The 13480-nt window shown below is 56.6% G+C and carries 17 protein-coding genes; all 17 read right to left on the minus strand.

What is annotated here, in order from left to right; all coding sequences use genetic code 11:
* Positions 1-104 precede the first annotated feature (104 nt).
* The 17 genes from OZX62_RS07400 to OZX62_RS07480 all read right to left on the minus strand — a co-directional run bounded on the left by OZX62_RS07400 (position 105) and on the right by OZX62_RS07480 (position 13430).
* The gene (locus OZX62_RS07400) at positions 105-740 is read right to left on the minus strand and encodes a hypothetical protein (protein WP_277175568.1); all 636 of its coding nucleotides are present in this window, start codon (positions 738-740) and stop codon (positions 105-107) included.
* Entirely contained in the window at positions 737-1771 is a 1035-nt protein-coding gene (locus tag OZX62_RS07405) for a hypothetical protein (RefSeq protein WP_277175569.1), read from the minus strand. Before OZX62_RS07405 ends, OZX62_RS07400 begins: the two co-directional genes overlap by 4 nt.
* The gene (locus OZX62_RS07410) at positions 1768-2550 is read right to left on the minus strand and encodes a hypothetical protein (RefSeq protein WP_277175570.1); all 783 of its coding nucleotides are present in this window, start codon (positions 2548-2550) and stop codon (positions 1768-1770) included. Before OZX62_RS07410 ends, OZX62_RS07405 begins: the two co-directional genes overlap by 4 nt.
* A 467-nt stretch (positions 2551-3017) precedes the next feature.
* Complete coding sequence (locus tag OZX62_RS07415) at positions 3018-3938, minus strand: hypothetical protein (protein ID WP_277175571.1); 921 nt, start codon at positions 3936-3938, stop codon at positions 3018-3020.
* A gap of 41 nt (positions 3939-3979) precedes the next feature.
* Positions 3980-4753 (minus strand): hypothetical protein, encoded by a 774-nt coding sequence (locus tag OZX62_RS07420; RefSeq protein ID WP_277175572.1) that lies wholly within the window; start codon positions 4751-4753, stop codon positions 3980-3982.
* 92 nt (positions 4754-4845) lie between these two features.
* Positions 4846-5679, minus strand: a complete 834-nt coding sequence (locus OZX62_RS07425; protein ID WP_277175573.1) for a hypothetical protein — start codon at positions 5677-5679, stop codon at positions 4846-4848.
* A gap of 165 nt (positions 5680-5844) precedes the next feature.
* Positions 5845-6768 carry a hypothetical protein gene (locus tag OZX62_RS07430; RefSeq protein ID WP_277175574.1) on the minus strand — a complete coding sequence of 308 codons (924 nt, stop codon included), beginning with the start codon at positions 6766-6768 and terminating at the stop codon, positions 5845-5847.
* 233 nt (positions 6769-7001) lie between these two features.
* Complete coding sequence (locus OZX62_RS07435; protein WP_277175575.1) at positions 7002-7958, minus strand: hypothetical protein; 957 nt, start codon at positions 7956-7958, stop codon at positions 7002-7004.
* On the minus strand, positions 7936-8922 hold the full coding sequence (locus tag OZX62_RS07440) for a hypothetical protein (RefSeq protein ID WP_277175576.1): 987 nt from the start codon (positions 8920-8922) through the stop codon (positions 7936-7938). The genes OZX62_RS07435 and OZX62_RS07440 overlap by 23 nt, the downstream gene beginning before the upstream one ends.
* Entirely contained in the window at positions 8912-9154 is a 243-nt protein-coding gene (locus OZX62_RS07445) for a hypothetical protein (RefSeq protein WP_277175577.1), read from the minus strand. Before OZX62_RS07445 ends, OZX62_RS07440 begins: the two co-directional genes overlap by 11 nt.
* 5 nt (positions 9155-9159) lie before the next feature.
* Positions 9160-9660, minus strand: a complete 501-nt coding sequence (locus OZX62_RS07450) for a hypothetical protein (RefSeq protein ID WP_277175578.1) — start codon at positions 9658-9660, stop codon at positions 9160-9162.
* On the minus strand, positions 9660-9944 hold the full coding sequence (locus tag OZX62_RS07455; protein ID WP_277175579.1) for a hypothetical protein: 285 nt from the start codon (positions 9942-9944) through the stop codon (positions 9660-9662). Before OZX62_RS07455 ends, OZX62_RS07450 begins: the two co-directional genes overlap by 1 nt.
* A gap of 92 nt (positions 9945-10036) precedes the next feature.
* Complete coding sequence (locus OZX62_RS07460; RefSeq protein WP_277175580.1) at positions 10037-10921, minus strand: hypothetical protein; 885 nt, start codon at positions 10919-10921, stop codon at positions 10037-10039.
* 208 nt (positions 10922-11129) lie between these two features.
* Entirely contained in the window at positions 11130-11423 is a 294-nt protein-coding gene (locus OZX62_RS07465; RefSeq protein WP_277157940.1) for a hypothetical protein, read from the minus strand.
* A gap of 96 nt (positions 11424-11519) precedes the next feature.
* Positions 11520-11882, minus strand: coding sequence for a DUF4176 domain-containing protein (locus tag OZX62_RS07470; protein ID WP_277175581.1), 363 nt, complete (start codon positions 11880-11882; stop codon positions 11520-11522).
* A 70-nt stretch (positions 11883-11952) separates the two neighbouring features.
* Positions 11953-12438, minus strand: coding sequence for a hypothetical protein (locus tag OZX62_RS07475; protein WP_277175582.1), 486 nt, complete (start codon positions 12436-12438; stop codon positions 11953-11955).
* Positions 12435-13430: a hypothetical protein gene (locus tag OZX62_RS07480; protein ID WP_277175583.1), complete on the minus strand. Its 996-nt coding sequence runs from the start codon at positions 13428-13430 to the stop codon at positions 12435-12437. Before OZX62_RS07480 ends, OZX62_RS07475 begins: the two co-directional genes overlap by 4 nt.
* Between the last annotated feature and the right edge of the window lie 50 nt (positions 13431-13480).

A 13480-nucleotide genomic window follows, 5' to 3' on the forward strand; every position in this document is an offset into this window, starting at 1 on the left:
TTCACACCCTTGCAGTTCTCTTCCGAGCAGTATCCGCTCGATTCATATATATACCCACCAGCATCCGGCTCAAGGCGACCAGATTCGAAAACCAATATCAAAACTCATGATTTCAATTCCAGATCGCCAGCCATGTTCATATAAAGCGGCGAGACAAACCCCACATACAACAAAGCCGTGATACAAACAGAAAGATAAGCGAAATCACGCTCCAGCACCAGCATGAAGACAAGGCACAGAAGACACACCAGGCTTAACGCCTTACAGCCAATTCCAAACACCCGTAGCGTTCTGCGCGTAAGACGGAACGCGAAGACGCATGCCAACAGCCCCTGAACGAACATCGCGGCAACAGCCACAACCAACACCATGTCAATGACCCAAGGGTCGAGTTTCTCACGAATCGAATCGACCATTTCGTAAGCCAGGAAAAGCGAGACAAGGCATTCCGTGATTCCCAAAACATACGTGAGCACATGAGACTTTCGAGGATTATGAGGCGCATACCACGGCACCTTCACGGGGCGGCCGTCGTCATCCCACTCCGGATCGTCCACACGGTCGAGATGGCCCACCAGCCTGTCCCACCGGTCACCCGCCGGCAACGGGCCGACAACCGAGTCCCAATCGCCACCAGCACCAGCAGAATCGCCGGCACCATCCCGATCGGCCGCAGGACCAAAAACCGGAACCTTACCGCCACCGGCAACAACACTGTCTGCATCTGACTCATCCATCATGCCCACCCTCCGTCAAGCGCTTCACTTGCGGCTATATCGCCTTCTCGAGCAGATGCTGCACCCTCGCCCCACTGACTTTGGGGGATACCGAGAAGTCTCTCAAGCACACTGCCCGAAGCAACGAACTCGAACACGCCACGCGTTCCCTCATTGCCACCCGACCCCCAGACCGACTCGTCTAAATCAGAGCCAGAGACGGTCTGCCGGCAGAACATCGCGCCTGCCTCGGGGATAATCTGAGTGACCACTTTCGGCTCCGGCCCTATCCGCATATCCCGCAATTGCGGGGAACCAGCCAAACCGCTAGTGCGACGATAATCATGCGACACCATCCACCCCATACGAAGATTCGGTTTCATCGTGCGCCTACGCCCATCCGCCAAGGCTATGAGTCTTTCTCCACCTTTACGACCCGACGCAAAATTGGAGGCCGACGAAGAATCGCCTCGCATCATGGCCTCAGCGGAATCCAGTTCCCGCTGGTTATCGCATTCAACCCGCATCGGCTCATCGGCATATTGCCATATTGTGTCCAAGTGCGTACGATGCACGAACGCAGCTCCCCATCCGTCTGGCGCACCCAAGTCCAATAAAGCTATTCCAGGCTGGTCAGCTGCAAATACATGGCACATCATCGTGGCGGAACTCCTGCCAAAGCACACACAGAACGTACGCATGTCAGCTGCCTCGGCATCATCCAGATCTCCCCCGCCAGGAATCCTGCCATCCATCACATCGAACCGACAGTCACGGATCGGATCCAGCAGATACGCCAACGCCCTGCAAGGCTCACCCTGATCGTCGACCAAACCCAACGGAGACAACGAGGCCGCCATATCCCGACGCATGTTGTTCAGCACTGAATCATTACCCACACTGTCCATCGTCGCCTGCGAAGGCAGCACCGCGAACCTGCCGTAGTCCGTCCCGCCCAACAACACATACAGTTGCTGGGTCGTGAAAGCCACACCGCTCACGGCTTCCGTTGACCATTGATCGCCTGTTCCTTGAATGGCACCCTCACCACTCACGATTCACTCTCCCCACCCATCATTGCCTCTTCTTTCACACGACTCGTCGCCTCGGCGATGCGTGAACGACAATCCTTCACAAAGGCATCCACATCAGATACCGCATCCAAGCCGACCAATACGGAACAGCCGATTCCACCAGCGCTCACATGAGACCAATACGGGCCACTGAAATGAATGCTGCCACGATCCAGCGCACCGGGACGTAAGACCACACACGAACGCGTGACCGTCACCTTGCCGAATGCGGCCCAAGGCACATCCTCGACCACCATCCGGCCCGCGGGCATACGCATCAGACGCACCCTATCGTCCATCACCACAAAACGACATGGCGTCGACGTACCCTGATGCTCCGCCGAATACAGAGAGGGAAACATCGGCCCGCCATAATCAAACCAATCAAACAAATCCACCTCTCGCTGTATACGGCCGGAAGTCACAAAACGTTTACGGAAACCCGGGAAACAAAGACTTGCAACTAAGAAAAGCTCGGCAATACCGAAAAAGACCACAGCACATTTCAGCGTGATACTCAGAGTAGGGAAATCAGGTACGGCAAAAAACAGGAAAACGCCAATAAAACACAGACACACCGCGCCGACGATTACATCAACAATCCCCTTCCCATAAGCCTCGAACGCAAAATCGGAAAACATTGAAGGAGAAAGGACGAACTCGTATACCCGTTCATGACCAGATCGGCCCATATTCGGCTCATAGGACGTCTTCGTGTAAGGGGCAAGCCCCAAACACTCGCTCTGAGGAAAATCAGCCATAACGTTACCTCCGCCCAATTCTTCCAACCAAAATATTTAGACATCTGATCATTATAAACCATTGAATCCGCTCATCAATCGATGAATTCTCAGCGTTCAGCGCCTTTACTTGATTCTGCAAAACTGGTTACAGCGGCATCGTTCCAGTCGTTTTATCCACATTATATTCCGCTTTGGTATACGATGCGCACCATCCCTCGCCGTTTGAGTATCCACTGATTGACCTGCCCGACAAACAGGAGCGGAAAGAAGCCGGACAGCCTTGTCAACGCAAACAACACAATCTGTACCTGATAACACATCATGCTATGGCGGGATTGACGACCCTCATCCAAAACCTCATAAAGCGTTCCTCTCTCCGGAACCATCTATGCTCCCCGACATCACCGCTCCAAAGGAGCAACTCGCTATCACTCTATCGACAACCAAACCCATATCCAGCTGGCCATCTGCCGCAGTCTCTGGACTCATTTTTCTCCTCCTGAAACCAACTGGTTCCAACCCTGCTGATCAATCCCAAGGACTCGAGCCAAGACACTGCCGGAACCAACAGATTCGAAAGAATGCCTTCGCTGAGTAGAATCGGAGAACTGCCATGAACCGTCTTCAATAGCGCGACTAAACTCAACTTCATCTCGGCAGACGAAACCCATGTTCGGCAGCACACCAACAGCAGTTTTTAGTTGTGGACCTTGGCGTAAATCACGTACTTGAGCCGGCCCTGCAAGCTGTTGACGGCGATAATCGTTGACTTCGAAAACCTCGTATCCGGATTCAGGGCTAACCATACCAGCAGCGAATATTCTCAACATATCCGGCGGTACCTCTTTGATCCACGCGAGTTTTTCGGCGTCCTTCGTATTCCCGTTCATTGTAGAAACCAGAAGTCTTCCTTCCTTTTCCCCGTTACAGACAAATGCAAACGGCTGAGGCGAGTAATGGAACAATCTGTCCAGTCCTGTCAACGTAGCAAATTCTCTTTCCCAATCTTTCGGCTTCCCCAGACTCCTCAAACAATAGCCGACACGATATGGTTCAGTTGAAATCGTGGACACCGTTGCATAACGCGTTCCAAAACAGATGCTCCACGTGCGCATATCCTCACGCTCATCCGATGGCAGAAAACCGTTGGAAAGATCCAACCGGCACTCCCTTATAGGCTCAACAAGCTTTGCCAACGCAGGGCACGGCCGACCCCCTTCATCTACAATTCCCACGGAGGAAAAAGCAGATATCAGCTTCGACCTCATCTCCTCCATCACGGCGTCGTCACCCATGTAACCGACCGGCACCAGAGCCTGCGGAATCACAAAGCGGTTATAATCCGGCCCGTCAATCAACGTGTAAAGCTGTTCACTGGTAAATAGCACTTCAGACAGCTCAGCCACAGTCCAATCATTATGAGGAATCAATATGGCACTATTCATTTTTATTTCCCGTTACGAGTAAGAAGCCAATACCGCCAGCCCCTGGAATTTTTAGGCGACAGCCCGGCGAGCTCTATCTTGTTTTGACAATAACTGACGAATTCCTTCTCGTCAGGTAGCGCTGCCCGCGCCACCATCACACAGTTATCGACGTTCCCATTCTGCACATCCGGCATCACGGATAACCAGTCGGCATGAAACTTTCCCCGAGCGGAGGGGGAAACCACCACCAGCGAATCCGTTATCCTTACACAGTGCAGGTCCTCCCACCGAACGAATGTGTCAAACATCCTTCCCGAAACCCAGCGTCTTAAGCGCAACCCCTGGTCACTCACCTCAAGACGGCAAGGGGTTGGTTGCCAGTCTCGACCTGAGGGACGGAAAACAGCGGCATATTCGCTTCCGGGAGCACCGGCATCGAACCAAGTCCTCGTTACCAGCAAAAGCGACATCATTAACAGCGCATGATTCCAACGGTCAGAGAACATGTACACCAAGCCGATGAGGACAAATATGCCAGCCACAAGATAGACCAGCCAGTCACTCAACTTAAAACCACCGGACAAAACGACATAGGCAATCCCGATCGCAGAGAAAAACACCACAACGAACAAACCAAACCTTCGACTGCCCCGGCCATAATCGTTGGAAGCATCAACAAACTCATCCCACATTTCAGGGGTCAAGACAAAATCAAACATCTCTTTTACCGAGGAAAACGGCGACGCCGAAGAAGGCCGCATTCCAGAACCAGAATTCGGACCAGTCATATCCATTGCTTCTCTTTCTCCCCGAAACCTAGAGCAAACCCGAAAGCTTGCCTCCTGGCCAGCCTTTGGCCAAGACTCCTACCGCGTCTCCGGCACGTTCATTTGTTCGCCGCCCATGCCGGCGGGCCGTCCAGGTACCTCCCGTCCGCGTAGAGCCACGACCACAACCGGCGCCACCAACGACGCGGGCCGCGCAACCGCGGCGACGCCGCAGCGATACGCCCCCGGCACCAGGAGACGAACCCGTCCACATCGGGCACCACCGAACGGTCCACCAGCACACAGCCGGACAGATCGGCGAACTTCACATCCGCGATCGCCGGGATGATGTCCACACCCGACAGGCCGCCCGCCGACGGCGAAAGCACCACCGCCTCCTCCGTCAGCCGCACACACGCCAGATCCGACCACGAGGCACGCACTTTACGCTTTCTGCCACGCACACGGCGCAGCAGCACCACGCCATCCCCGTCCGCCAGCAGGCGGCACGACGTCAGCCAATGCTCGTCGAAATTGCCGCTCCGCCACGCCGAAACCGTCTCCTGAGCCCGCCGCGTATTCAACGCCGGCACATCGAACCAGTCACACGCCGACCACAACACCGTATGCATCAACAGCCAGCACGAATACGACCTCGTACACGCTAACAAACCGATCAAACCGATAGCCGCCAAAAGAAGGGCCTCAAACGGCGTATACTCAGAGAACCCCACCCACAAGGCCGCGAAACCACCGAGGACAAGAAGCACACCGATAAGGCGTATCCCTCTGCCGTACGCGTTCGACGCCTGCGCGAATCGGCACCACATCGGACCGGTCAACGTGAAATCAAACGACCAAGCACCAGACGGAGACGAACCCGAAGACTGGCCGCCCGACCCGGCGGCACTGTGCACGCCCGCAGACCCATCCGACAGAAAACCGCCACCCATAAACCACCCTCCTCCCAGCAGCAAACCTCAGGACCGTTCCCGAACCCGTCTCTTCACGTTCTTATACAAACCTGTCCCTTTAGACTAATCCCAAACCCGACAGAAAGCCATTCCCATGCCTGCCCTCATCACATTCTCGTTTATTAGTACAGCATGCACCGCTCTTCACCGTTTGAGTATCCACTGGTTGACCTGCCCGACCCACAGGAGCGGGAAGAAGCCGAACAGCCCCGCCATGCAGAACGCCTTCTCATCGCCGTCAAGCAGCACGACCAGCAGCAGCAAGCACACCAGCCCCACACCCGCCGAAAGCCAGCACGAAGCTTTCAGACCCGAAAGACAGCCCTCCGACAAGAAGCCAGAAATTTTGAAATACCAATACCCTGATATCGCAATGAACACGGCCTGGACAACCAGCGAGACAGCCAGCAACGACACCGCACGGTTACCGCCGGAGAAATCGCCGTGCCCCATCCAAAGGAACCACACGCCCATCCCCAAAGCCAGCGCTGCCATACCGAACATCACAAACGAGAACTGACGCGCCCTTCGGCGATAGGGCACATACCCATGCTCTTCGGCCGAGCCTCCGTGCTCAGCCTCGTCACTCCAGATCAGGCCATGCCCCGACTTGAGCACCGCCGCAGTATCCGGCATCGTTTTGGGACGCCTCACGTCCTCCGGCAAGTCCTCCCCGAACAGACAATCCCCGCCAAACAAAGCCACAGCCGAAACCAACAAACCCGGTAACACATACAGAATTCCAGAGCGAAGAGAAGAATCAAAAAACCATGCGACAATTATCGTTCCGGGGAATATAATCCCGCACCACCCAGCAATACGGAACCAGTCATATAGTTTGTCCTTTGGCCTGAGCGAAAGCAACAACAACATCAGACCCTGCAACAACAATGACACGCCTTGAATAATCCACGTGTACCGGACGGAATCAGTTCCGACAATTTTTGAATGGAACGCCATAAATAACAAAACGCCAGAAACTACACAAAGCACAGAATACAACCGCGCTTGCACACGGTAACGAACAATAGACGAACAGGGTTTACGACCCTCATCCAAAAACCTCATAAAACAGTCCTCTCTCCGGAACCATCCACGCTCCCTGACATCACCGTTCCAAGGAAGTAATTCGCCATCACTCTACCGGCAGCCAAACCCATATGCCAACTGGCCATCTCTAGCAATAGTACGCCCCTGTTGGTCTCACGCGGACGGAAATTTCCTGCCAGACCCTCAGCCATGACCGATTTTCTCCATTGAAACCACAACAGAAACACAACGACAAGGTCACCAGCATACGCTCAGACAGATGAGCCGGAACCGTCACGAAACCCCAAGCCACGCAGCCAGTTCTTCGGCGGGCCATCCAGGAACTCGTCATCCCCATACAGCCAACGCCGGAACCGGCCCCACCACACAGCCAACACACCCGGGCCACGCGAGGACGAACCACGCGAAGCATGACGCGCACCACGGTCTGCCTCAGCCACACGCTTCCGGCACCAGCGCACGAACCCGTCCACATCAGGCACCGCCAAACGGTCCAACATCACGCAGCCATTCAGATCCATGAACTTCACATCGGGCACCTCCGGGATGATATCCATCGACGCCTTCCCACCAGCCGAAGGCGAAAACACCACCGCATGATCCGTCAGACGCACACAATCCAAATCCGCCCAGCGCACGCTTGTGGAACGGACATCACCCGCCACAGCCCACATCCATGTCAACCCGTCAGAGTCCATCTGGAGCCGAGACGGCGTCAGCCAACGCCCATCGAAATCACCGTCCTTCCACTGGGCCAAAGCGCTGCGCATCTCCGGACCGCTCCGGCTCGACACCGGAAACCAGACCGACACCAACGCCGCCGACTGGTTCATCACCAGCCGACGAGGCAACAAACCACCACAAAACAGATAGAAGACACAAGTCAAGACCAGCGTAAAAGCCAGCTCCCACACATCATCATGAGTGGTTATCGGTAAATCAAAAAGAATCATGTCAAGCACCGTCAAGAATATCGCCCCAGGCACGAAGATCTTCCTCAACCCACGCCCATAGGCGTTCGACGCCATAGCGAACTCCCACCACATCGGACCGGTCAACGTGAAATCAAACGACCAAGCAGCAGATGGAGACGAATTCGAAAACCGGCCGCCCGACCCGGCTGCACTTTGCGCGCCCGCAGACCCATCCGCCAACAAGTTCGAAATCTGCCCCTCGGCCCGTTGCTCATTCCACCAATTCCCCATCATTCGTCCTCCCGACACCGGCTCCAACAGGCAACAAATCATCCGATGACACAGCCGGAACGGCAGGTCCCGACAAATCCTTATCACTCGATGCTCCGGATGGCTGGCCCCCAAGCACAGGAGCATCTCCCTCGCTGGATATCCATGAGATATCACCACCATGACCCGAGCCTGCTGAACCCGGGGAACCGGCCAGCCATGCGACCTCATCGGTCAGCAACGCCCTAGCCTCACCGCCGCGGCCGGACCTCGACAGCCATCCCGCACGGCGGCAACGACGCCTCGACTCCCGCACTTTTCGAGCCAGCATCCACCTGACCTGCCACGGATGATCCAGCAAGGCACATGGCACGAACACTCCCGAACCATTCCACGCCTTCCGATAAGCCGCGCTAGCCGCACCAGCCCAGACATTACATAATACTGAGTCACGGCTTCTATCACGAACGCCCGCGAACACGAAGCCATGCGCTACCGAAGGTCGGCGCAATAACTCATAAGGCACGCGGCCCACTGACTCATCCGCGAGCACTTCTTCACACCCATATATTCCCAACGACACAGATATCGACACCGACACCCCGCGGGGGTCATCAGGCACATCACGCAACCCAAGATCGGCAAAGAACGACACCGCCTCGTCGAAACGCGTCGCAAACACCACCGGAGGGCGGACTAGGAACAACAAGAAGAACAACCACAACACGATAAAGGCTAACGGCCAAAGCACATCCGCCACCCCTCCAGTACCAGGGCCACCAAACCTATTATGATCGATAAGCTCCAAAAAGCTTCCGCCAGCGAACGGAGTGGAGAAAACCAAGCCCCAAAATCCTATTTTTCGGAGATATCTATCGTTTTCAGCATGATAAAGCCTTTTGAAACCCTCAAAATCAATCGTGAACCGAAACGGACCCAACCAGTTCTCGCTGTTCTTAACAACACCAGAATAACCTTCACTTGCCATCGCTCTTGCTCCTTCCGAACAGCTTGTCGGTCTGCGAGCCGACCCACTTCTTACCATCCTTATACCAAGGCTGCTTATGTACCCAATCAATACAATCGCTAATCGCAATGCCGGCCGCGATGCCCACTACCGCACCGACCGAGCCACCAATCAATGTGTACAACTGTTCACTGGTGAAAACCAGAGACGACAGCTGCTCAGCCGTCCAATCCTCATGGAACTCGAGTACCACACCAGTCAGTACTTTTCTCCTCTTTTGACGGACAAACGATATACCATCCTGCGCCACCGGCTCGGTGGCTCGGCATCCTCCAAGGCCCTCTCGATATTCATACGGCACAGCTTCACAAACCCGTCCTGGTCCGGCAACGCCGAACGAGCGACCATCACGCAATTATCGACATCGCCGAAACGCGTCGACGGATACGCGGCCAGCCAGTCCACATGGAACTTGCCGCGAGCCGACGGAGACACCACCACCAGCGAATCCGTCACCCTCACACAACGCAAGTCCTTCCAAGAGACCACCGTCTTGCCCATACGGCCGCCCGGCCAACGATACAGGCACAGGCCGCGCTCCGTCACCTCGAGCCGGCACGGCGTCGGAGGGCAATTCCTGTCACTTGTCCGCCAAATCCCAGAAAACGCCTGCGCCAGATCGATATCGAACCACATCGCCGTGGTCGTCGCAATCTCGCTCATCACCAGAACATGACGGCAGCCATGCGAGAACATCATCACCAAACCAAAAGCCACAAACAAAAGCACCGACGGATAAAACCACCAATCCTGTGACGAGAAGCCGCCCCCGCCACCAAACCGACAATTCCGAAACTCCCGAACAACAGCAATGCGACCAACCCGAATTTCTTCATGCCGTACCCGTCGTCATTGGACGCGTCAACAAACTCATCCCACATGTCGGACGTCAAGACAAAATCAAACATCTCTTCTACCGAAGAAAACGGCGACGCCGAAGAAGATGGCATTCCGAAATCAGAATTTGAACCAGTCATATCCACTGCTTATCTTCCTTCCCAAAACCTAGAACAAGCCCGAAAACTTGTCACATAGTCAGCATTTGACCAAAGCTCCTACCGCGTCTCCGAAACGTTCATTTGTTCGCCGCCCACGCCGGCGGGCAGTCCAAGAACTCACGGTCCCCATACAGCCACGACCAGAAACGGCGCACCCACGCACGCAGGCCACGCGACGGCAACGGGACCGCAGCAGACGCGATACGAGACCGGCACCACGCCACGAAGCCGTCCACATCAGGCATCACAGAACGGTCCACCAGCACACAACCATCCACATCCGCGAAGCGCACCTCCGCCACCGCAGGAATGATATCCATCGACGCCTTCCCACCCGCCGACGGCGACAACACCACCGCATGCTCCGTCAGCCGCACACAAGCCAAATCCGACCACGCCGCACGCGTCGCAAACTCCTCGCCATTCACACGATGCAACAGCACCACGCCAGCGTCGTCCACCCACAAACGGCATGGCGTCAGCCAACGAGCATCAAAACTCTTGTAACGCCACGTGGCGAACACACGCGTCAACTCCGCCGTGCTCGTGCTCGGCACCGCAAACCAATCCGACACCGAACGAAACATCGCACGCAACACCACCAAAGAATCCAACCGACCCCAACAAAAAAGCAAAGTAAGGACCATGAAAGCAAATAACCCAGCGAACAACTTCACCGACTCGTTATCGCCGAAAAACCTGGACCGCATGACCCCGACAATCATCAGGCACAAAGCGCCGAAGAACACAACGAAAGGCAGAAAAATACGACGCAACCCACGCCCATACGCATTCGCCGCCTCCACAAACTCACCCCACATCGGACCGGTCAACGTAAAATCAAACGACCAAGCACCAGATTGGGATGAATCCAGAGACTGGCCACCCAACCCATCGGAACTTTGCGCGCCCGCGGACCCATCCGCCGGCAACTCCACATTTTCAGCACCATCCATCAGCACCCAGCCTCCTCGGACACGGCACCGTCATCGGCCTGCCGTCCGCGCTCCCAGTTGCGACGTTCTCCCTCGACCATCACACCAGTGTAACCCGGCTACCGCCCACCAGACCCATGCCTAATATCCTCCTCGACCAGCCATTCCAACATCGGACGCGCCAACGCTTTCTCCCCATTGACCGATACATAACAGATCTCAGATATACGGCCACCTATACCAGCACAAGCGGGCTGCCGTCGACCAGCACGCCACGCGCCACCAGCGAACCCACCAGCTCCCCCGGCGGCAGCAACTGCCCCGCCGGCGACCCGTCACGACGAGCCAAGTCGGCACCACCCGAATACGAGAACACACCCGAGGCGCGCGACGCCACCAGACGCGCCGCCAGATCGGCCGCCGCCCCCACCCGCAACGCGCACGGCAGACGCAACGAATACACCCGCCCATCAGCCGGCAACAACACCTCCACCAACACCTTGCCATCCAACACACCAGACTCAGCCATCCAGCACGACCCTTCTCACCACCAAAACGAAACCACCATCATCGGGCGCCCACGTTCAGAACAAGCCACGCGCCACAACCATGTCACGCGGAGGAGCTACGCCTCGCCACCGTCACCGGCCGGTTCATCCCCGTCATCGGCCGGAACGGAATCAGCGCCAGAACCGGCCTGCTCCTTGGCCTTGAGGTACTCGGGCTCGTTCTCCTTGAGCATCTGCAGATAATTAAGCCCCTCGGCCGGCAGATAGCCGATGGAATAGACACCGTCGACACCCGACTTGTTGAACAGCACGCCCTTCAGCGGATCCGTGCTTCCCTCTGGGTATGGGTAGCCCATGTAGTCCCACAGCTTCCCCGTCGCCTCGTCACGTTGCATCGCCCCCGCAATCATCAGCAAACGGTTCGTATCCTCCACATGCACCACCGAGCCAATCGGAAGCCACTCATCAGTCCTGAACATACCTATTCACCTTTCCTTGTATTTTCCCATATCCATGCCCGTGTGAATCCCCGGACAAGTTTGCGACGGCTCAGTTCTGCATCTGCCATAGCTGACCTTGGGCATGTGCGGCCGCCTGCGAACAGCTCCGCGCGGCATCATTCTCTGCGTTTACCTGGTTCTGCGCGGCGGTGCGGGCGTTCGACCAACCTGCGACCTGACCCTGCAGACGGCCGATGATCGAGTCACATTGCGAGCCAACCGTATCGAGGACACCTGCGTTGCCGCTGCTGATATCCTTTGCGTTCGAGCAGGCGGACTGACAGCCGATGCCCTTCCCGGCCTCATCGCCCAGCGACTTCAACGACTTGATGAGGGCATCGTTCTGATCCCTGAGATTTTTAAGCGCGCCGTTCTTGAAATCCCTCGCATATTGAATGGCTGCGTTTGCCGCATCAATCTGCCCGGTAAGCGCATTGACCGTGTTCTGCGCCGCAGCGGCGTTCTGGCTATGCGCCTGGGCCGATCTGTTGCTCGAATCAATCTCCCGCCGCAACCGCTCCGTTGTCCTGCTCATCCGTTTTCCTTTCCCTGATGAGGGCCGGCAACCCGGCCCGGCACCACGCCCCATTCGGCGCGCGGCACACCGGACAGTCGCTCCAGCAGGCTCCCGCCCGCCACGAACTCGATGTCCATATACGAATACAACGTCCGATGCTCGTCCCACACCGACAGATCCGGATCCGGGTTGGGCACATACACCGAACGCATTATCACACCGGCATCAGGAACCACGAACGAGAACACCCACGGCTGCGGCCCCACACGAAGGTCACGCGCCTGCGCGATGCCCTCGAGCCTGGTGCGCTGGTAATCCACTCCCTGCACCGGATACACCCGGTACCGGCCTGAAGCGATCCCGTCCGCCAACCCCGCCAGCAGTCCCGCATCGACACCATGGGCGGACGCTAACGCGCGGGCGGCGTCCGCGCTGCCATCCCTCAACCCGGCCAACATCCCTTTCTCATCATCGTCTTTGCAACGCACGTACAACGACGCGGGCGCGAACCTGAACACCGAGGATAGACCCGAATTTTGAGCGAACGCATCCTCCCAGCCATCTGCACCGCCCAGACCAACCAGATTGAACTCGTCCTTGCTAGGCTGCCCCGGCGCGAAACGCGTGAACGTAGCGGACTGGGCACCGAAATATGCAGCAAACGAGCGGTACTCCTCTTCGCCTTTGTCGACAACGGGCATCAGCCCGTCTGCCACCGCGAACGCACAGTCACGCACCGGGGCCACCAACGATGCCAACGCCGGGCAAGGGACGCCATTGGCATCGACCAAACCCAGACCCTGGAACGAGAAGACCAGGCGACTACGCAACCTCTCCAACGTATCCGGTTCACCCACATACGAGAACGGCAACAAACTCTCCGGCACCAGGAAACGCAGATAATCCGGGCCACCAATCAACATATACAACTGCTCCGGATTGAACGCTATTGAACCTATCGATCCCGACGTCCACTCGGGACGGAAACTTCCGGCCAAACCATCAGCCATCACCGACTCCTTCCACTAACGCCACCGTCAACAACCACGTGCCGCGTCTC

The organism is Bifidobacterium sp. ESL0690, from assembly GCF_029392315.1.
In the GTDB taxonomy this organism is placed as follows: domain Bacteria; phylum Actinomycetota; class Actinomycetes; order Actinomycetales; family Bifidobacteriaceae; genus Bifidobacterium.